This window comes from Neomoorella stamsii (assembly GCF_002995805.1).
GTDB lineage: Bacteria > Bacillota > DSM-521 > Neomoorellales > Neomoorellaceae > Neomoorella > Neomoorella stamsii.
The window spans coordinates 70,446-88,176 of record NZ_PVXL01000072.1 but is presented as its reverse complement, the minus strand read 5'-3'; the positions used below and the strand labels follow the sequence as shown (position 1 = coordinate 88,176).

Here is a 17,731-nt window from a genome sequence, read left to right as displayed (position 1 = left end):
AAGATAACTACTTAAGCAGCCCTTCTAAACCACAACCTGACCAGGCGCACCGGCACCTGGGTCCTTGCCGCAAACTCAATTTCGGTCTCACTCCATCGTGGCTTTTCGCAAATAAGCAGGCTGGCGGCGAATAAATCTGCCTTTACCTCAAACCAATCACCCCACAAAGCTTTCTTTGACAATACGACATCAGGATGCTTGTCCAGGTGATGATAAATTTCGTGGGCTACTATGTAACGGGCCTCATCCTCCGGCAACGAAAAATCCAGCATTATTATCACTTTGCCCCATAACTCTCCTACCATGCCAGCTATGCCGTCCGGCAGGTTTCTGCGCCTTATTTTCAGGTTTAAGTAGTCGGCTAATTTAAATGGGTCCCGTGTCCCGTATTTTTGCAACAGTTCCTCGACATCGGCGGCGACTAATTCATATTTGGTCTTGTATGGCATACTTTACCCCCAGTCGAACAATGTCGAAAAAACTGTAAATTATATTTGGCCGCTTACCCTTTTAAGGGAGACGGCCAATTTAATCGCCTTCTTCTTGTTTTATTTTCCTGCGTTCTTCCCATAAAATCTTGGCTATCTGGAGCAATTTATCTTTGTCCTGCTTTGCCAGTTTTTCTCCCATAAAACGTATGTTGGCTATTTGGAGGAGTTCCTCCAAATCCACCTCGGTGGGTTCATAGGTTGGATCAAAGACTTTTTCTTTTAGGGAACGGGGGTCGTCGGTGCGGCCAAGGAGGTAGTCTACGCTTACTCCGAAGAAGTCGGCTATTTTGGTGGTGGTTTCAAAATTAGGTTCTCTTTTACCAATTTCCCATAACGATAAAGCTGATCTTGAGATATTTAATTTTTTTGCCAAGTCTTCTTGCGTCAACCCTTTTCTTTCCCTTAAGCGTGTCAACCGTTCCGCAAAAGCCATTTTTATCACCTTCCTTTATTATACTCCACGAAATGTAGTATTTAAATTTTTGCTTCAAAAAGTAGTTGACAGCTTCAGATGGTAGCTATATAATATACCCAGAACTGCTTCATAATGTAGCTAAAGGAGGTGCAAAAAATGAGAGAAAAGCTATCTGCTCTTAGAAGAGAACGAAATATGACACAGCAAGATGTAGCAAAAATGCTTGGTATATCAAGAAGCTTTTATGGTTTTATTGAGACTGGACTAAGAAATCCTACTTATGGCTTAGCAAAAAGAATTGCAGCGATTTTTGAAGTTGCCCCGGAAGAAATTTTTTGTGACCTCGATGGCTTCAGAATGAAGCAGTTTGACTTTCCTAAACCAACAGGGACCGAAGGATAAACCTTAAAAGAAGGAGGTACAACAGTGGGGCAAGTAGTCCAGCTTACCGTCGCCGGCCATCAACGGGAAGTTATTGTTAAAGAGTTTAATGGCCAACGGGTGGTAACATTTCGGGATATCGACGAACTACACCAGAGGCCCGAAGGGACAGCCAGAAAACGGTTCAACGATAATCGGAAACATTTTATTGAAGGCGAGGATTTCTTTGTAGTTCCACGTCGGGAGTTGCGTCCGGAATTCGGACTCAACTCAAAAGAAGGAAATCCAAACATTGAAGTTATCCTCCTCACCGAATCCGGCTACCTGATGCTGGTCAAATCCTTCACCGACGACCTGGCCTGGCAGGTGCAGCGCCAGCTGGTAAACGTCTACTTCCGGGCCAAAGGGATGGCTAAAGAGTTAACCGAGCAGGCCAAACGGGCCGAAGCCATGCTGATCAACGCCAGGACCCGGCAGGAGGCCCTGCTGCGGCAGATGGCCAGGGAGTTCAAGGATGTACTGTCGCCCGAATCCATCCAGCTGCTAATCGCCGGGGCCACCGAATTGGTAGTAGGCAAACCGCTGCTGCCTAAACCGCAAATCGATGTTACCTTCACCGCCACCGAAATCGCCGAGGAGGCCGGGGTGTCGGCCAACAAGGTGGGGCGGGTGGCCAATAAATACGGGCTGAAAACCTCGGAATACGGCATGTGGGTGCTCGATAAGTCGGCCAGCAGCGACAAGCAGGTGAAGAACTTTGTTTATAACGAGAAGGGACGGCAGAAACTTCTGGAGTTGATCAAAGCTGAACTGCGGCTGGTGCCCATGAAACCTGAGAAAGAGGAAGAGTAGAGAATGAACAACAAATTACTCCTTCATGCTTCTTATAAATTCTATCAGCTTCCTCCTCTGTTCCGGCGTCAGACCTTCAGCTTCCCGGAGAAGCTGGCGGAGGTCAGCAGGCAGACTTTGACCTTCATTTTCGCCCAGGAACTCCGATACCGTTATGCCAAGTGCTTTACAAATATGCAGTAGGGTTTCTACGTTAGGGCTTTTGGCCCCGGTTTCCAAGTAGCTTAAGCTGGATTGAGCAATACCGGCCCGCCGGGCCAGCTCGTTTTGACTTAGGCCAGCAGTTTCCCGGAGTTGTTTTATCCTGGCTCCGAAGTCCATTAAAAAACCCCTACCAGTAATTACTATAGTGATTTTACCATAAAGGCTATCAAAAAAGTTATTGACAGATAATCGAAAGACTGTTATGATGTAATCGAAAAGGTGATTGCAATGAAACTTAAGGAACTTCGCGAACAACGCAACCTTTCCCAGCAGGAGCTTGCCCGGCGAGCTGGGGTGGCGCAGTCCTCCATCCACTACATTGAGACCGGGCAAAAAAGCCCGACTTATAGGATACTCCAGAAACTCGCCTCCGCCCTGGGTGTATCGGTCGCCGACCTCCTGGACGAAGATAAGGCAAGCTGAAAGGGGGCAACATCAATGCCGGTCAAAAAGCTGGAAGAACAAACCGAACCCAACTGGCAGGAATTTGCCCGTATCCTGCTTATCGGTCTCATAAGGAAGTGTGCCGCAGAAGGGAAGCTGAAATGCATCAAGGTTGAGGATGTGGCTAAGGTAAAGCTGATTTGAGGTGAGGTAAGTTTGGCGGCCCCGCTGGCAGGAGATATGGAGGCCGCCGGAGGGAAGGTATTCTCATAATATCACATCTTTAAATAGGCAAATTGCCACTATCTGCAATTTAATTCCATTATTGGAAAGGAGGTCGATGTCGCAAATGCAAGGCATAGGCGAAACATTACGGCGCCTGCGGGCCTGCAGAGGAAAAGACCAGTGGCAGGTTGCTTACGCCATCGGGATAAGTCCTTCCATGATGTGCCGCTATGAATTGGGGCAAATAAAAGTTCCTCCAGACGTGATGGCTAACCTGATACGGTATTACCGGTCCAAGGGGCTGGCGACAAGCTATTGCGCCGGGTGTCCAGTGCAACAGGCCGCAAGGGAAATGCAAATACGAGAATTGGGAAGGGTGGCTTAAATGGAAACAATCATCTATTGTGACTGCCAGGAGTGTATCTATCTACGAGAGGGGGAATGTCAACGTGTGGCAATCAAGATCACGGAAGAGGGCATCTGCTTGGTCCGGGAACATATGCGACATTATGATTTACAGGCGGGATAAGCAGAAAGCGGAAAGGATTATCAGGTTGGTGGAGGCAATTTTGTCGAGCAATGCTCTATTGCTGAACAAGCCCAAAAAGTGGAATGACGCCAGCTGATTTTTAATTAAAAACAGAAAGGAGCTATAGAAAATATGGCACCCCAAACATTTGATATCGATATGTCCCTTGGCCTGACACCGGACGAAATGGAGCATATTCTCAATCACCCTGTTGTTATTGCAGCGGCCAGGAAAACACTTCAAAATCCTGATTTGCGAGAAGAAGCAGCAAGGCTTTCAGAAGAGGTCATACAAGGGATTCGCGGGTACCAGGTACCGGCAGTAATTTTCGGGCTGATCGATGCACTTAGCACTTTTGTTGCTAATATTGATCACCAGGTTAAGGCTAACCGCAACAAGCCAAGTAGATTTAAGGTAATCATGCAAGCTTAGGCGCCTGAATATAGGGGGAGTTGGTAGTGCCGGACAAACTAAACAATATGGAGGTCGTTGTGGAGGGAAAAATCGACCTGGATAAATTGGCATGGCTGTTGGTGCCTGGGTTTATGGGATGGCTTAAAGAAAAAGGAGGAAGCGAGTCCGATGCGGGATTGGACAGACAGACTGGCTGCAGCCCTGGAACATCTTATTTGCGCTAAAACTAACGAAATCTGGATGGAGATCGTAATCGGGTTCGGATTGGTAATGCTGGTGATCTGGGGCTTTCAGGCGGTATGCATAGGATTAAGGGAAATTGCAAAGGCAGGAGGAATGTAGAGGTATGTATATCTGCTGGAACTGCGGGTTGCTGATTGGAGAGGAAAACACGGATTGGGAACCATCAAGGCTTTGCCCATCCTGCGAAAAAGCAATGGAGGCTGCAAAAAAGGAATGGTGGAGGGAAAGGTACTAGCTAAACAAAAAACCGGCACATAGGCCGGCAAAGTTAAAAACCTTCCAAGGAGGATTATATCAATGAAGGCCTTTAAAATCAAGGGGACCGCAATGATGGCTGTAGGGCGGTACGAAATTAGTCTCAATGGTAAAGACATCCGCGAAATCATTAAGGATGCTCTCCAGCCTACAGACAAAGAAATAGAGCTTTATGAAAAAATCCCGGTAAACGTGGTCATACAGATTGAACCAATTAAAACGAACCTGGAAATTGAACACATTGGAGAGCCCCGGTTGATGGAGTCGTTCGAGCTGGAAATGAAGAAGGTGTCTTAGCGAGTGTCTTAGTGAAAGGATAAAGGGGGCAAGTTAAATGTCAACTACGGTAGAAACCATCCTGGCTGACCTGGAGACCAAAACCCTAAAAGCTAAACTCCGCGAATACCCGGCCCTGCTGCGCCGGCAGAAAAGCATCGTCGCCGAGAAGCGGCAGACCTTGGAGGACGCAAAGGCGGCCCGGCAAGCCCTGGAGGCGGAAATGGTGGCCGAGATTGCCGCTGAGACGAACGGCAACGGCAAACCGAAATTCAGTAACGCCGAGGCCAGGGCGGCAGAACTGGTCAACCGTAAAAAGCAGAACCCGGCCTACCAGGAGGCCGAAAAAGCCTGCCGGGAGGCAGAATGGGCGCTGAACGAGGCCCAGTTCGACTTAGAAAAATTGATTGACGAGTTTAAGGCATACCGTTACGTTGTTGACCTGACCGCCAGGGAACTGGCCCTGCTGGCCTCGGGAGTTGCAGAAGAAGAAAGCCCGAAGGAGCCGTTTTAACCCAATAAAATCCAAATAGGAGGTATCGCAATATGTCAACTAATGTCTCTCTTGTCAAGATTGAAAACCCAACCATAAATTTGCCGGTCCTGGTAAGTCCCCAGGAAGTTATCGAGGTTATGCAGGAAAACCTGGCTGGGATGACCATCCAATTCGACCGCGTCAAAATCCCTTCCGGGGGCGGCGTAGCCTTTGAACTTCCGGGCGGCGAGGTTGCGAAGGAATTGGTGGGCGTAATCCTGGACCACTACCCGGTAAACGCTTATTGGGCAAACAAGTATTCCGGCAGCAATAACCCGCCCGACTGCTCTGCCCTGGACGGGGAACACGGCGAAGGCAATCCAGGCGGCCTGTGCGCTAAATGCCCTTATAATCAATGGGGCTCTGCGGTTGATGAGGCCGGTAATCCTGGGCGTGGGAAAGCCTGCAAAAATATCCGCCGGGTATATATCCTGCGGGAAGGCGAGACTTTCCCCATCCTGCTGGCCCTGCCGCCAACTTCCCTGGGAGCTTTTACCGACTATATGAAGCGCCTGGTAGGGAGGAAGCCGACGCCGTTCTATGGATGTGTGACAAAAGTCACCTTAGAAAAGGACAAAAACGCTGGCGGCATTGTATACAGCAAAGCAGTCTTCAGCAAGGTTGCCGACCTGCCGCCGGAAGAAAAGATCGCCATCAAGAAATACGCGGAAACACTGAAGCCTATCATGAGGGCTGTCAAGATTGAAGCTGTCGATTACACGGTTGAGGAAAATATTGATCAAGCATATCAGGGCTATTCCACTCCGGCCGCCGCGACTGGAACCGACGACGCGGAGCCATTCTAAACAACCTTCTCCCTCCTTGAGACCAGCGGGGGAGAACTTTCTCCCCCGCATCTTTCCTAAAAGGAGATTACACTATGGAAAGAGATTACACTATGGAAATTAAGTCCCTGCTCATAGAAAACTTCCAATCCCACAAAACTACTAAAATCGAGCCTGCCCCAGCAGGCCAGCTAACCGTCATAACTGGCCCTTCCGATTCCGGCAAAACAGCTATCCTTCGCGCCCTGCGCTGGCTGTACTTCAACACCCCCCAGGGCACGGACTTCATCCGGGTAGGGGCCAGGGAAGCTACCGTCGTTCTCACCCTGGCAGACGGGACCAGGGTTATTAGAAACCGTTCCCGTGGGAGCAAAAATTCCTATGAGATCGTCACCCCGAATGACGAGAAAGAAGCTTTTGCCGGCTTCGGCGTCAATGTGCCCCTGGAGATCCAACAGCTTACCGGCGTTATGCCGGTCCAGATCGGCGACCTGGAGTTAAACCTTAACCTGGCCGAGCAGCTTGACGGCCCTTTCTTGGGGAAATCTATCTCCGCCGGGGCTAGGGCGAAGGTTTTAGGCAAACTGGCCGGGACGGAAGAGGTGGACTACGCCGCGAAGCAGCTGGCCGCCGATCTGTACCGCCGCGGCCAGGACGAAAAGCGGCTGACCAGCGAGATTGCCGGACTGGAGGAAAAAATCCGGGGGTTCGACTACCTGCCGGCCATGAAAGTGCGAATTGAGGCAATTGAAGCCCTGGTAGGCCAGGCTAAGGCCGCCGCGGAACGGCGGGATAAACTAGTTGTATGCCAGGAAAGATTGTACCAGTGTGAGGATGCTATCTCTCAGGCCAGAATGATTATCTGGCGCTGGCGGGGCCTGGAGGAAGCGGAAAACATCCTGGCCGGGGCAGAAATGACTGCGGCCAGGACGGATATCCTGCGCCGCCTGGCATCTAGGCTGGCGGCAGCAGAAAACGGCATAGCTTCCAGCCAGGGTATCCTGCAAAAGTGGGCCGGTCTGGAAAAAGCAGAAGCGGCCATGACCAATGCCAGCGAGGTGGCGGCCAGGAAAGATGTTCTGCAGCGGATGACAAGCAGGTTGGCCATTGCAACAGCAGGCATAATTGCCGGCCAGCAAATCTTACAACGCTGGTGCGGGTTAGACGAAGGTGCGGCGGCTGCTCTCCGGGCGGCGGAATTATATGAACGGTATACGCAACTTGGTAGTTTAGGGCAAAAGCTAATAACTGTTGCCAAAGAAATAGCCAGAGCGGTATTGGTCCTGGACGGTTGGAAAAACATTGATGCAGCTACGTCTTGTATAGAAGCGGCGGAAACGGGAATAACTTGCCGCCAGCAGATTATCTCCCTGGCCGCCAAGCTGGACCGCATCAAAAAGGATATCGAAACAGCCCGGCAGCAGGCCGTATTATATGAAAACCGCGTTGCCGAATTGGAAGGGGCTTATTACGACGCCCTGCTGGCGGCAGGCCGCTGCCCGACCTGCGGCCAGGAAATCACTAACCAGCAAATCGCCATTCTAAAGGAGGCTGTGTAAACAATGACCGATAATATCGCCGCCCGGCTTAATAACCTAAAAGCCCAAATCGAAAAGGGGAAAGCCGAAAGAGCCAAAGCGGAGGCCAACTTGGAAACCTACAACAAACAAAAGGAAGAGATCATGGCAGAGCTTGCCGCGTTAGGCGTGGCCCCGGAAACCCTGGATGAGGAGATCGCCCGGCTGGAGGCTGAGATCGAGGACAACCTTGCCAAAGCAGAAGAACTGCTGAGGGGGTAGAGGAAGAATGACTTCTTCTACCCACGATAATCGCCTGCAAAAAATCGAAAACGCCCTGGCGGCCCTGCGGTCCGACTACGACCGGGCCGCCGGGCAACTGGCCTACCTGGAACGCACTAAAGAAGAGAAGCTGGCCGAGCTGGAACAGGCCCAGGAGGACATCAGAGTCTGGCAGCTGGTACAGACCCTCTTTGTAAAAGTATCCGAGTACGCCAGGGAGCAGCTGCGCCAGAAGATTGAAGCTACCGTCACTGCTGCCCTTCAAGCCATATTTGAGGATGACGGCCTGGAGTTCCGCGTCAACCTTCGCCAGGAGCGCGGGCAGGCGGCGGCCGATTGGGAGGTAGTCAGCAAATACGGGGAGTTCGTTTTCGCTGGCGAACCAGAGGGAACCCGCGGTGGCGGGGTAAGCGACGTGGTGAGCCTGGCCCTGCGCCTGGCCCTGCTGGAACTGGCCCGGCCGAAGCCGGGCGGTCCGGTACTGCTGGACGAGGTAGGGAAGCACGTGTCCGCCAATTATGCCCCGAACGTGGCGGTCTTCTTGAAAGAATATGCCCGGAAGACGGTACGGCAGGTAATTTTAATCACACACCAGGCGGCGCTGGCCGAAGTAGCTGACGTGAGCTACCAGGTAAGCCAGCGAGACGGGATAAGTGAGGTGCGGCGGGCATGAAATTCATCGTAACCGGCGACTGGCATTTCCGGGGGACTAATCCCCGGGCGCGGATGGACAATTTCCAGGAAGCCATGACCCATAAGATTTATGAAGTTTTTAACCTGGCCCAGGAACACGAAGCTGAAGCCATTATTGTACCGGGCGATGTATTCGATAGCCCGGGGACGGCGCTGGGTACTATCGCCGATCTTGCTTATCTCTTGCAACAGGCTCCATGCAAGGTGCTTGCAGTGCACGGCAACCACGACATCTGGGGAAGCAATCCGGGCAGCAAGTACCGGACCCCTTTCGGGCTATTGGCCAGGTTAGAGCTGCTTTGGGACTTGGAACAGGAACCTTACGAAACAGGAGAAACAGGATGGCGCGTTCCGGATCTGCTGGTAACCGGCCACGGCTATAACACCGAAACCGACACCGAATTAGGCATGGCCCAATTTAGCCCGGCTGCCTTGCCAAAAGGATTTGAAGGCGTATCCATTCGCGTGGTCCATTCCATGTTAATGCAGAAGCCTCCCGGCTTCGATATGCGCCATACCCTGATCCGGGACGTGAGGACCACGGCCAAGGTTATAATATCGGGCCATGAGCACCTGGGCTTCGGCGTCAAACGCCGCGAGGATGGCGTCCTGTTTATCAACCCGGGCGCTCTGTGCCGGCTGAGCGCCAACCCTGCTGAGATGGAACGCCAGGTCCAGGTGGCTGTCCTGCAGGTAGAGAATGGGGAAGCTGAGGCCTATCTGGTACCACTGAAATCCGCCCGGCCAGGATATGAGGTCCTTTCCCGCGACCACCTGGAAGCCGAACAGGAACGGGAAGAACGCATCAACCGCTTCCTGGGCCTCCTGGCCGCCGAGGGAGAAGCGAAGTTCCTGGAGATCCAGGAGATTATCGACGACATTGCCAAACGGGAGGAACTGCCGGCAGCAGTGGTCAAGGAGGCCCTGAACCGCATTGGCCGGGCCAGGGAAGCGTTGGGAGGGGATAAGAATGGCCTATAAATGCAAATGCGGTAAAGACATCTGCCACTTATCCGTGTGGGTGGAATCCCCAGATGGTGCTAATCTTATCCCCTTGATGTTTACGGACCGAGAAGGCAAAGAAATGAGAATGTATCTGGACGCTAATACGGCAATTTTATTGATTAAAGATTTAAGAGAAGCTATCAATGATTTAATAAATGCGTAGACAGGGAAAGGAGGGTTAAGTAGTGCCCTCTATGGCCGCCAAAATCGATCCAGAACAGCAAGAAAAAATAACCGCCAAAATTGAGCGCGTCCGCTTCCATAACCCAGACAACAGCTACTGCATTTTGGCCCTGGACAACGGCGTTACCGCCGTGGGCTACATGCCTTCCATCCGCACCGGCGACGAGTATGAGTTCACCGGTACCTGGAAAACCCATCCTAAATTTGGCAAGCAGTTTGCTTTTACAGAACACCAGATGCTGATGCCCAGCAGCCGGGAAGGGCTTATATCCTACCTGTGCAGCGTGGCTACCGGCATTGGCCCAGTTAAGGCCGGGCGCATCGTGGAGACCCTGAGGGATGACTGCCTGGATAAAATCCAGGCTGACCCCGGTGTCCTGGCAAAAGTGCCCGGCGTTACCCCGGAACAGGCCGAGGAAATCCATAAGGCCCTAACAGAGAACCGCGTTCTGGCCGAACTAACGGCACTTATCTGCGGGCAGGGGATTACTCCCCGGCTGGCGGCAAAGATTTATAAACAATACGGGGCGGAAAGCTTAGACGTGGTCAAGGAGAACCCCTACGTCCTGGCCGACGAGATGTTCGGCGTGGGGTTTAAGACGGCCGACAAAATAGCCAGGGCCGTGGGGATCCCAGAAGATAGTCCCTACCGTATCAAAGCGGCGGTAAAATGGCTGCTAAACGAAGCGGGAAACGACGGCCACTGTTACCTGCGGCCCAGCGAGATTATGGCCAGGTTACCGGAGGCCCTGGGGATGAGGGTTGAAGTAGCGCCGGTGGCGGCGGCGGTGAAGGCATTGCAGGAACGGGGTGAGGTCGTGCGGGAAGGCGACTGCATTTACTATGCGAAAATGTACGAGGCAGAAAAGGAACTTGCCGGCAGGGTGAGAGGAATGGTGGCAGGAAATGGCTGAATTACAGGATTTGATTGCGCAGGATTTAATTGCAGACGTTGAAAAGCGGTTTAGGATTACTTACAACGAGGCCCAAAAAGAAGCCATCATTAAAGCACTTACCCATAAATTGAGCATTGTCACAGGTGGCCCCGGCGTCGGCAAGACCACTGTCACCAAAGGCATCCTAGCCGCCTACAAACAGCTTTACCCGGACCGCTATATTTACCTGGCCGCCCCTACCGGCAGGGCGGCAAAAAGGATGACCGAAGTAACGGGGCACGAAGCGAAAACTATTCACCGGTTACTACGTTATAAGCCGCAATATGATTGCTTCGAACATGACGAGATAAACCCCTTACCGGGGCCGGGGCTATTGCTGCTGGATGAAGTATCGATGTGTGATATTCTCCTGGCCCGCGACCTTTTCCGGGCTATACCGGACACCCTGACAACCGTCTTAATCGGCGACGTGGACCAACTCCCTTCAGTCGGCCCCGGTAGCGTCCTCCGCGACCTGATAGCTTCCGGCGCGGTGCCGACGACCAGGCTGACCTACGTTTATCGCCAGGCTGAGGGCAGCGGTATCGCCCTACTGGCCGACGCAGTAAGACAGGGTAAGCTGCCGGAGAACTGGACGCGCCTGCCGGATGTGGAGGTTATCCAGGTAGAGGATAGGGACCGGATACCGGAAATTGTACGGGACAAGGCCCTGGAAGCGGTCAGGCAATACGGCCTGATGGGGGTATTAGTGATGGCCCCCATGAAAAAGGGCGTTGACGGCGTGGCGAACCTGAACGCGATGGTGCGGGAGGCGTTGAACCCGGCCGGGGAGGATAAGCCGGCGATACGGTTAAGCAGCGGGGAATACCGGCTGGGGGACAAGGTTATGGTGATTAAGAATAACTACCACCTGGGGGTATTCAACGGCGACCTGGGAATAGTTCGGGAAATAGTGACCGGCAAGGAACGGGGTATCCTGGTGGAGATTGATGGACTTGAAGAACCGGTGTTTTTTAGCGACGAGGATGAAAGCGCCGACCTGCTTACCCTGGCGTATGCCAGCACGATCCACAAGGCCCAGGGGGGCGAGGCCCCGGTGGCCATTGTAACGTTGACGAAATCACATTATATCATGCTGGCGCGGAACCTCTTCTACACAGCTATTACCAGGGCAAAGAAGAAGTTGACCATTATCTGCCAGCCGGATGCAGTGGAAATGGCAGTAAGAAACAACAAGATAGCCACCAGGAACAGCCGGCTGAGGGAGTTGCTTGCAGCAGGATAAATAAAGAAGCAGCGCAGAGATAGAACCCCTTGCAGGGGAGAGGTGATACCGTATTGGCTACTCTGGATGAAGTCCTGGCAAATATAAACGTTGAAGCGGTTTTCAGCGCAAACGGGGTAACCCTGCGCAAGCAGCACGGTGACGAATGGGAAGCGGACTGCCCTTTCTGCCGGGAGGAAAAACACTTCTACTTCAATAGAAGAACCGGGAAGTGGCTCTGCTACAAGTGCAATGAGAAGGGCGGCATTACTTCTTTCCTGGCCAGGGCCAGGGGGATAAGCGGGAAGGAAGCTTTCAAAGAGCTTGTCGAAATGGCCGGGCTTAAATGGGAGGTTAAGAAGCCTGCTAAAAGGACTAAGGCTTCCTCACAAAAACCCAGCTTAACCCTAGTAAAGGGCAAAGACAATAAAAAAAACTCCAAAAACAGCGGAGGCGAGAAGCAGGTAGGATCCCCTCCTGCAATCCAGGACCGGCCATCCCAGGTTAACACTTCTATCTACCAGCGGTTTATCGAACTAACAACCCTGACCGGGGACCACCGGGACAAGCTAAAAAGCCAGCGCGGTTTCACGGATAAAACTATAGATAGATTTATGTTTCGTTCCGGTGGGCCCCAGGTGCAGGGGGCGGTGGACAAGCTCCGGGAGGAATTTACAGAGGAAGAACTTAAAGCCGCCGGCATCCTGGTAGAGGTCAACGGCAGCCTGGTAACAAACGATCAACTCCTGGACGGCCGGGTGCTGATACCCTACCTGGACGAAACCGGCAGGGTATACCACCTGCGGCCGCATAAGCTAGGGTTTAAAGGCCTGCCAAGCCAGCCTTATTGCCGGACATTACTGGACGGTAACCCGGAACATATTGTGCTGACCGAGGGCGAATTCAAAGCGGCAGCTCTCCACCAGTGGGGTTTCGCAGCCCTGGCCGTCCCCGGGGTAAGCAGTTTCGGCGCCAAAAACCTTGATCGCCTGGTAGAACTGCTGCGGGAGTTCCAGGTAAGAAAGGTTACGGTGATCTTTGACAACGAGATAAAAGATAACCCGGCCTTCCCAAACTTCAAAGAGAAAGTCGAGGACCGTTACGATACCCAATTTTGGTCCTACATAATGGCCTACAAACTAGGCCGGGCGGGGTTTATTGCCCGGGTCGGCTGGCTGCCAGACGAGTGGCGGGTAAAGGGTAAGATCGATTTTGACGGCGCCCTGGCCCAGGGGAGGACTCGCCAGGAGATTGAGCAGGTTATCGCGGCGGCGGTACCGCCGGAAGAATACCTAGACGGCCTGTCGGAAGAAGCAAAAAGGATTGTCCGGCGCAAGATAACCCGGCATTTTACCAAAGTGCCGGTGCGCCGGGAGTTCAATAAATACGTTGCTACCCGGCACAAGGGAAGTGAGACTTATGAGGAGACGATTTCTAATTTCGTAATCAACATTAAGTCGTCTTTCTTCACGCCGGACGGCGTTATCCGCAACGTGGAACTGGTCAACGAGTACGGCGAAGTTTCGGCGGTATTCCCCCTGGAGCCGCAAAACATGGCCGGGGTTAACGAATTTAAGAAGTTCTGTTTCAGCAAAGGGAATTACGTCTTTGAAGGGACAAGCCAGGACCTGCTCAATATCTGGAAGCTGGAGTTTTTGAGGGATACAGGGGAACTGATCTACATGCCGGACAGGATTGGCAGGATAAATAAGGATTTATGGCTTTTCGGCAACCTGGCCATCCACAAAGGCAAGGTCTACCGGCCGGACAACGACGGGATAATCTGGATTGACGGCAAGGGGTACAAGCCTCAATCCTTACAGATCGGCGCCAGGGGAGAGAGCATTGAAGATGCCATCCCGGCCCTGCGGGAAACGCCGGTAGATATCGTCGATATCGCCCAGAAGCTCCGGCAGTCGGTAGGCGGCTATGAGGCTTATATGGGGATAGGCTGGGTGATAGCGACTATCTTCAGCGAGGATATATTCCAGCAGTATAAATGCCTGCCGATACTATTCCCGCACGGCAAGCGGGAAAGCGGCAAGTCAACTTTTATGAGGTGGATCATGGCATTTTTCGGCATAGAAAATGACGGCGTGGGCCTGGCCGAGACGAGCCAGAATTATATCGCCAGGGCGCTCAGTTACTATGGTAGCCTGGGAGTATGGTTCGACGAGTACCGGAATGAAGCCAGGATAACCCAAAAAGATGGCTTCTTCCGGTCGGCCTACAACCGGCAGCTTTCCGGCAAGGGCACTGCGACGGCCTTCCAGGCCAGGGGCTTCGCGGTACATGCTACGGTGGCGATCAGCGGCGAGGAACTTCCGAAGGATAACGGTTTATTTACCCGGTGCATACCCTTGCAGATTTCAGCTTATAAGCGCGACCGGACCTGGTACGACTGGTTGAATGCCAATAAAGGCCGGTTCTCGGGATTTGTGTACTGGCTGATTGCAAATTATGAAAGACTGAAGCCTCAGATCCTGGCCAACATAGCCGAATTAAAACAGGCATTGCTGGCCCTGGAGGTCAGCGACAGGACAGCGGAAAATTGGGCTATCTGCGCCGGGGCTTTTGATACCGTTGTATTGCAGGATGAGAAATTTATCCGGTGGGTGGGGGAGACATGCAAGCAGATCAAGCAAGCCGGGGAAGAAGAACATATGTTGAACCAGTTCTGGGGCGACGTCAACTATTTGGTGTTGAGCGGGGAAATAAACCACCTGAATTTCTTCGGGTTGTATGAAGACGAAGGGGAAGCAGGACGCCTGGGGGTTTATCTCAGGGGCCTATATGACGCCTGGGCAAAATACTTCCGGCAGAAAACAGGCCGGGAGGCGTTCGATAAGCAATCTATTTTAGGGTATTTGCAGAAGGAACCCTATTATTTGAAAGACGGAGTAATCAATAAAAGATTAAACGGAACGCCGCGGAAGGTTCATATGCTTGAAATAGCTCAAATGCCAGAAGTCTTACTAGACCTTGTTGAAACTATCAGAGCCAAAGAAAAACCACTGGAACAGGCTCCAGCTTTTTAAAAGGCGTTACCTCTGTTGCCTCTAAGGTAACGCAAAGGTAACGCCCCAGGTAACACCCTTCAGGCCTTGAAATTACTAGTCTTTTTAGGGGTGTGTTACCTTGTTACCTGAGATTAGGGTAGAAAAATTTTTTGAGAGAAAAAGAAGAGATATATACTAGGTTCCCCCGATTACCTCAATAAAACTTTTCTCTCCAAAAATATGTTACCTCCCGCTGTAGAGGTAACGAGGTAACAAAAATACCACCCTGGGGTAACTAAAATGAGCAATATCAAGGCCTAAGCTACTGTTACCTCAAGCGTTACCTGGTTATCCACAGAGGTAACGCACACTCAAAAAACATAGCAATAAGAAGGCCGGTGATGTATGAAGCCCAGGTAACGCCTAAAAATTTCCAATAATATATGGTGGGGGGTATAGGTATGGGCCGCTACAGCCAGATCCTCCAGGGCCAGGCCGCCGGGCAGACCAGCCCCGGTCCCGGTAGCAATAATACCCTGACCGGCCAGCCACCCAAGTTCAAATTTATCCCTCTCAAGCCGCCGCCGGACTGCGAGACTTACTGGCATGACCCGCGCCCGGACCTGGCGGAAGACCACGAGTTATGGATCAGGGTGCTAACTGAAGCCTACTGGTATTGCCAAGGCGACCCCAAGCTGGAGCAGCTTTACGGTACCCTGCACGGGCTGCGGTGCGGCGGTGCCAGGGTGCAGCAGATGCCTACCGGCAATTTAAAACTGTTGCCCGGAGAGTGGAGGGAGGATGATTGGAAACAGATAACAGCGAAATACCTGGGTCCGTATAAAGAAGAAGTGAAGACAATTCTGATGCTGGCCCAGGGGACGGAAGTAAAGATTGAAGATTTACCGGTGGAGGTGAGGGAGTGGCTGGGATTAGAACCTAAAATAGAACAAGGGAAATTATTTTAAGGGGAATATGGTATGGCTGTATCAATTCGTTCAGAACACTTCACTGAATGTCCGGTATGCGGTAAATACAGATTGCGGGTAAGAGAAAAATATTGCGACCTTGGAATTTTATTGGATGATTGGATTGAAATTGAAGAAAGGTGTTTAAATCCTAACTGCGGCTATCGTACAACAAAGACTATGATCCCGCCAGAAAAGGAAGGATGGAATTAAAATGCCAACCGTTATGGGCATAGACCCCAGTTTAACCAGCACCGGCCTGGTAGCGTTGGAAAACGGAAACCTTATCTTACATGAAACCCTGGAGGTAAAAGAAAAAGGAATTGCAAGACTGCTAACCTTACAAAACATCCTTGAAAGAAGATTATTCGCATATAAGCCGGATCTGGTAGTAGTAGAAGGTTACGCTTTCGCCCGGAGTAATCAGGCCCACCAGATGGGGGAGCTGGGCGGGATGATCCGGATGCTGCTGACGCAGAAGCGGGTACCCTGGATTGAGGTGGCGCCGACACAGGTGAAGAAATTCGCGACCGGGAAAGGGAATTCCCCTAAAGATATTATTCTCCGAGATGTCTACAAGCGCTGGGGGGTGGAGTTTGACAGCAGCGACGAAGCAGACGCTTTTGTGCTGGCTAAAATTGGCCAGGCTGTTCTGGGAGATATTAAGGGATTAACCCAGGAGCAGGTTAAGATTGTAAAAGCGATAAAGAAGAAAGATATGGCGGCATGAAAGAGAGGGGAGGCTAATGGAACGCAAACCTAAAATCGCGCCCGAAGAAGACGCCCGCCGCTACAACCTCTGGCAGCAAGGCTACACAGACAGCCAAATCGCCAAATTAGTTGGCTGCCCCCCTGGCAGTATAAAATCCTGGCGTGAGGCCAGAGGGCTGCCCCCGAACCGGATGCCGGCAAACAATAGGAATTTCCGCCGGGGGACGGGCGACTGGGAGTTTGCCCCAGGCGATAGGATAAAGGTCGGTATCAAGCATGGCATGGGGATAAACAAACATATGGACTGGTGCACCGGCGTGATCTATGCGGTTTACCGGCGGTTTATCGTGGTGCAGTTGCCCCGGTATAAAGTTACGGTGAGCCAGTGGGAACTGAAAGACGGCACAGTTAAGATTGAGATGCTGGCCAGGAAGGCGGGGTGAGGATGAAACAGTATGTTTGCGTAAGCGGCGGCGCGGATAGTACGGCCTTAGCCCTGCTTCTCTGGGAGCGAGGGGAGGATTTCGAGATGGTTTTTAGCGATACGGGGGCTGAATTACCGGAGACATATTGGCTGCTTCCACGGTTGGCTAGGCAAATAAATAAACCCCTTCGTGTGGTATCAAATGGGTCTTTTTATCAACACTTAGTAGAATACGGATACATGCTTCCCGGCCCTAGATTGCGCTGGTGTACCCGATTGCTAAAAGAAACTCCCCTGGATAGGTGGTTTAAGGAGCAAGGGGCAGAAGTCGTCTACAACGGCATAAGGGCAGACGAACCCCGAAGGATTAATTACAAGCGAAAACCGCGATGTGGCAATCATGTATTCGTTTTTCCTCTTGTCAAAGCGGGAATAGGGAAGAAAGACGTAATAAAACTTTGCGGTAAATATGACTTGCTTAATCCGGTTTATAAATGGCGCAGTAACGTATCCTGCTTTTGTTGTTTCTTTCAGAAGGCCAGTGACTGGAAGGGACTATTAAAACATCATCCTACTCTATACGCTCTGGCCGAAGAATGGGAAAAAGAAGCTATTCGACTAACTGAGAAGGGTTACACTTGGCGGCAAGGCTGGACTCTAGAAGCGATGAGGACTATGGACGAGCAACAACTAAAGCTCTGGCCTGAGCCGGAAGGAGAGCCATGCCTGATTTGTACAATTTGACCCGGCGGCGCTGGGGACGCGTCTCCGTAGCACGGCGGGGGAGGCCGGGTTCAAAT

Annotated in this window: 26 protein-coding genes; 23 read left to right on the top strand and 3 right to left on the bottom strand. The window is 51.9% G+C overall.

The genetic code is table 11. The features are described 5' to 3' along the window. Positions 1–11 precede the first annotated feature (11 nt). Both MOST_RS15410 and MOST_RS15405 read right to left on the bottom strand, forming a co-directional pair. On the bottom strand, positions 12–449 hold the full coding sequence (locus MOST_RS15410) for an ImmA/IrrE family metallo-endopeptidase (RefSeq protein ID WP_054936980.1): 438 nt from the start codon (positions 447–449) through the stop codon (positions 12–14). A gap of 79 nt (positions 450–528) precedes the next feature. After that, positions 529–924 carry a helix-turn-helix domain-containing protein gene (locus MOST_RS15405; protein WP_054936981.1) on the bottom strand — a complete coding sequence of 132 codons (396 nt, stop codon included), beginning with the start codon at positions 922–924 and terminating at the stop codon, positions 529–531. A 138-nt stretch (positions 925–1,062) separates the two neighbouring features. Between MOST_RS15405 and MOST_RS15400 the strand changes: the two genes are divergently transcribed. Beyond that, on the top strand, positions 1,063–1,308 hold the full coding sequence (locus tag MOST_RS15400; RefSeq protein WP_054936982.1) for a helix-turn-helix transcriptional regulator: 246 nt from the start codon (positions 1,063–1,065) through the stop codon (positions 1,306–1,308). Positions 1,309–1,332: 24 nt separating this feature from the next. Then, positions 1,333–2,139 carry an ORF6N domain-containing protein gene (locus MOST_RS15395; protein ID WP_054936983.1) on the top strand — a complete coding sequence of 269 codons (807 nt, stop codon included), beginning with the start codon at positions 1,333–1,335 and terminating at the stop codon, positions 2,137–2,139. Between the two features lie 15 nt (positions 2,140–2,154). Here the strand turns inward: MOST_RS15395 and MOST_RS15390 are convergent, their stop codons facing one another. Further along, on the bottom strand, positions 2,155–2,460 hold the full coding sequence (locus MOST_RS15390; RefSeq protein ID WP_054936984.1) for a helix-turn-helix domain-containing protein: 306 nt from the start codon (positions 2,458–2,460) through the stop codon (positions 2,155–2,157). A 111-nt stretch (positions 2,461–2,571) separates the two neighbouring features. Here MOST_RS15390 and MOST_RS15385 point away from each other — a divergent pair, with 111 nt between their 5' ends. From MOST_RS15385 to MOST_RS15300, 21 genes are all read left to right on the top strand, one after another. Continuing rightward, a complete protein-coding gene (locus MOST_RS15385; RefSeq protein WP_054936985.1) occupies positions 2,572–2,766 on the top strand; it encodes a helix-turn-helix domain-containing protein in 195 nt (64 codons plus the stop codon). 15 nt (positions 2,767–2,781) lie between these two features. Continuing rightward, a complete protein-coding gene (locus tag MOST_RS17400) occupies positions 2,782–2,931 on the top strand; it encodes a hypothetical protein (RefSeq protein ID WP_157049482.1) in 150 nt (49 codons plus the stop codon). A gap of 145 nt (positions 2,932–3,076) precedes the next feature. Then, positions 3,077–3,337 (top strand): helix-turn-helix domain-containing protein, encoded by a 261-nt coding sequence (locus MOST_RS15380; RefSeq protein ID WP_054936986.1) that lies wholly within the window; start codon positions 3,077–3,079, stop codon positions 3,335–3,337. Between the two features lie 276 nt (positions 3,338–3,613). Next, entirely contained in the window at positions 3,614–3,913 is a 300-nt protein-coding gene (locus MOST_RS15375) for a hypothetical protein (protein WP_054936987.1), read from the top strand. Positions 3,914–3,939: 26 nt separating this feature from the next. Beyond that, complete coding sequence (locus tag MOST_RS17035) at positions 3,940–4,119, top strand: hypothetical protein (RefSeq protein ID WP_129588704.1); 180 nt, start codon at positions 3,940–3,942, stop codon at positions 4,117–4,119. A 316-nt stretch (positions 4,120–4,435) separates the two neighbouring features. Further along, positions 4,436–4,690, top strand: coding sequence for a hypothetical protein (locus MOST_RS15370; RefSeq protein WP_054936988.1), 255 nt, complete (start codon positions 4,436–4,438; stop codon positions 4,688–4,690). A gap of 37 nt (positions 4,691–4,727) precedes the next feature. Next, positions 4,728–5,183 (top strand): hypothetical protein, encoded by a 456-nt coding sequence (locus MOST_RS15365; RefSeq protein WP_054936989.1) that lies wholly within the window; start codon positions 4,728–4,730, stop codon positions 5,181–5,183. A 32-nt stretch (positions 5,184–5,215) separates the two neighbouring features. Beyond that, positions 5,216–6,010: a hypothetical protein gene (locus MOST_RS15360; RefSeq protein ID WP_054936990.1), complete on the top strand. Its 795-nt coding sequence runs from the start codon at positions 5,216–5,218 to the stop codon at positions 6,008–6,010. Between the two features lie 74 nt (positions 6,011–6,084). Next, positions 6,085–7,548, top strand: a complete 1,464-nt coding sequence (locus MOST_RS15355; protein ID WP_054936991.1) for an AAA family ATPase — start codon at positions 6,085–6,087, stop codon at positions 7,546–7,548. Between the two features lie 3 nt (positions 7,549–7,551). Then, positions 7,552–7,788 carry a hypothetical protein gene (locus MOST_RS15350; protein ID WP_054936992.1) on the top strand — a complete coding sequence of 79 codons (237 nt, stop codon included), beginning with the start codon at positions 7,552–7,554 and terminating at the stop codon, positions 7,786–7,788. 7 nt (positions 7,789–7,795) lie between these two features. Continuing rightward, the gene (locus tag MOST_RS15345) at positions 7,796–8,461 is read left to right on the top strand and encodes a P-loop NTPase family protein (protein WP_054936993.1); all 666 of its coding nucleotides are present in this window, start codon (positions 7,796–7,798) and stop codon (positions 8,459–8,461) included. Continuing rightward, positions 8,458–9,462 (top strand): metallophosphoesterase family protein, encoded by a 1,005-nt coding sequence (locus MOST_RS15340; RefSeq protein ID WP_054936994.1) that lies wholly within the window; start codon positions 8,458–8,460, stop codon positions 9,460–9,462. The genes MOST_RS15345 and MOST_RS15340 overlap by 4 nt, the downstream gene beginning before the upstream one ends. Next, entirely contained in the window at positions 9,452–9,649 is a 198-nt protein-coding gene (locus tag MOST_RS15335; protein WP_054936995.1) for a hypothetical protein, read from the top strand. Before MOST_RS15340 ends, MOST_RS15335 begins: the two co-directional genes overlap by 11 nt. A 31-nt stretch (positions 9,650–9,680) precedes the next feature. Continuing rightward, positions 9,681–10,583: a helix-hairpin-helix domain-containing protein gene (locus MOST_RS15330; RefSeq protein ID WP_244267065.1), complete on the top strand. Its 903-nt coding sequence runs from the start codon at positions 9,681–9,683 to the stop codon at positions 10,581–10,583. Next, positions 10,576–11,850, top strand: a complete 1,275-nt coding sequence (locus MOST_RS15325; RefSeq protein ID WP_054936997.1) for an ATP-dependent DNA helicase — start codon at positions 10,576–10,578, stop codon at positions 11,848–11,850. Before MOST_RS15330 ends, MOST_RS15325 begins: the two co-directional genes overlap by 8 nt. 53 nt (positions 11,851–11,903) lie before the next feature. Then, positions 11,904–14,867 carry a CHC2 zinc finger domain-containing protein gene (locus MOST_RS15320; protein WP_054936998.1) on the top strand — a complete coding sequence of 988 codons (2,964 nt, stop codon included), beginning with the start codon at positions 11,904–11,906 and terminating at the stop codon, positions 14,865–14,867. 422 nt (positions 14,868–15,289) lie between these two features. Then, the gene (locus MOST_RS15315) at positions 15,290–15,796 is read left to right on the top strand and encodes a hypothetical protein (protein ID WP_054936999.1); all 507 of its coding nucleotides are present in this window, start codon (positions 15,290–15,292) and stop codon (positions 15,794–15,796) included. A gap of 12 nt (positions 15,797–15,808) precedes the next feature. Continuing rightward, positions 15,809–16,009, top strand: coding sequence for a hypothetical protein (locus MOST_RS17030; RefSeq protein ID WP_129588703.1), 201 nt, complete (start codon positions 15,809–15,811; stop codon positions 16,007–16,009). Position 16,010: 1 nt separating this feature from the next. Next, positions 16,011–16,526, top strand: coding sequence for a crossover junction endodeoxyribonuclease RuvC (locus tag MOST_RS15310; protein ID WP_054937000.1), 516 nt, complete (start codon positions 16,011–16,013; stop codon positions 16,524–16,526). A 16-nt stretch (positions 16,527–16,542) separates the two neighbouring features. After that, positions 16,543–16,950, top strand: a complete 408-nt coding sequence (locus MOST_RS15305; protein WP_054937001.1) for a hypothetical protein — start codon at positions 16,543–16,545, stop codon at positions 16,948–16,950. Positions 16,951–16,952: 2 nt separating this feature from the next. Further along, positions 16,953–17,675 (top strand): phosphoadenosine phosphosulfate reductase family protein, encoded by a 723-nt coding sequence (locus MOST_RS15300; protein WP_054937002.1) that lies wholly within the window; start codon positions 16,953–16,955, stop codon positions 17,673–17,675. Positions 17,676–17,731 lie beyond the last annotated feature (56 nt).

What these genes read in the sequence shown, in the direction of transcription:
- MOST_RS15310 (WP_054937000.1), top strand. Translation starts at nt 16,011, where the DNA reads ATGCCAACCGTTATGGGCATAGACCCCAGTTTAACCAGCACCGGCCTG.
- MOST_RS15330 (WP_244267065.1), top strand. Translation starts at nt 9,681, where the DNA reads ATGGCCGCCAAAATCGATCCAGAACAGCAAGAAAAAATAACCGCCAAA.
- MOST_RS15335 (WP_054936995.1), top strand. Translation starts at nt 9,452, where the DNA reads ATGGCCTATAAATGCAAATGCGGTAAAGACATCTGCCACTTATCCGTG.
- MOST_RS15360 (WP_054936990.1), top strand. Translation starts at nt 5,216, where the DNA reads ATGTCAACTAATGTCTCTCTTGTCAAGATTGAAAACCCAACCATAAAT.
- MOST_RS15400 (WP_054936982.1), top strand. Translation starts at nt 1,063, where the DNA reads ATGAGAGAAAAGCTATCTGCTCTTAGAAGAGAACGAAATATGACACAG.
- MOST_RS15340 (WP_054936994.1), top strand. Translation starts at nt 8,458, where the DNA reads ATGAAATTCATCGTAACCGGCGACTGGCATTTCCGGGGGACTAATCCC.
- MOST_RS15365 (WP_054936989.1), top strand. Translation starts at nt 4,728, where the DNA reads ATGTCAACTACGGTAGAAACCATCCTGGCTGACCTGGAGACCAAAACC.
- MOST_RS15375 (WP_054936987.1), top strand. Translation starts at nt 3,614, where the DNA reads ATGGCACCCCAAACATTTGATATCGATATGTCCCTTGGCCTGACACCG.
- MOST_RS17400 (WP_157049482.1), top strand. Translation starts at nt 2,782, where the DNA reads ATGCCGGTCAAAAAGCTGGAAGAACAAACCGAACCCAACTGGCAGGAA.
- MOST_RS15350 (WP_054936992.1), top strand. Translation starts at nt 7,552, where the DNA reads ATGACCGATAATATCGCCGCCCGGCTTAATAACCTAAAAGCCCAAATC.
- MOST_RS15355 (WP_054936991.1), top strand. Translation starts at nt 6,085, where the DNA reads ATGGAAAGAGATTACACTATGGAAATTAAGTCCCTGCTCATAGAAAAC.
- MOST_RS15305 (WP_054937001.1), top strand. Translation starts at nt 16,543, where the DNA reads ATGGAACGCAAACCTAAAATCGCGCCCGAAGAAGACGCCCGCCGCTAC.
- MOST_RS15390 (WP_054936984.1), bottom strand. Translation starts at nt 2,460, where the DNA reads ATGGACTTCGGAGCCAGGATAAAACAACTCCGGGAAACTGCTGGCCTA.
- MOST_RS15410 (WP_054936980.1), bottom strand. Translation starts at nt 449, where the DNA reads ATGCCATACAAGACCAAATATGAATTAGTCGCCGCCGATGTCGAGGAA.
- MOST_RS15300 (WP_054937002.1), top strand. Translation starts at nt 16,953, where the DNA reads ATGAAACAGTATGTTTGCGTAAGCGGCGGCGCGGATAGTACGGCCTTA.
- MOST_RS15345 (WP_054936993.1), top strand. Translation starts at nt 7,796, where the DNA reads ATGACTTCTTCTACCCACGATAATCGCCTGCAAAAAATCGAAAACGCC.
- MOST_RS15370 (WP_054936988.1), top strand. Translation starts at nt 4,436, where the DNA reads ATGAAGGCCTTTAAAATCAAGGGGACCGCAATGATGGCTGTAGGGCGG.
- MOST_RS15405 (WP_054936981.1), bottom strand. Translation starts at nt 924, where the DNA reads ATGGCTTTTGCGGAACGGTTGACACGCTTAAGGGAAAGAAAAGGGTTG.
- MOST_RS17030 (WP_129588703.1), top strand. Translation starts at nt 15,809, where the DNA reads ATGGCTGTATCAATTCGTTCAGAACACTTCACTGAATGTCCGGTATGC.
- MOST_RS15385 (WP_054936985.1), top strand. Translation starts at nt 2,572, where the DNA reads ATGAAACTTAAGGAACTTCGCGAACAACGCAACCTTTCCCAGCAGGAG.
- MOST_RS15325 (WP_054936997.1), top strand. Translation starts at nt 10,576, where the DNA reads ATGGCTGAATTACAGGATTTGATTGCGCAGGATTTAATTGCAGACGTT.
- MOST_RS15380 (WP_054936986.1), top strand. Translation starts at nt 3,077, where the DNA reads ATGCAAGGCATAGGCGAAACATTACGGCGCCTGCGGGCCTGCAGAGGA.
- MOST_RS15315 (WP_054936999.1), top strand. Translation starts at nt 15,290, where the DNA reads ATGGGCCGCTACAGCCAGATCCTCCAGGGCCAGGCCGCCGGGCAGACC.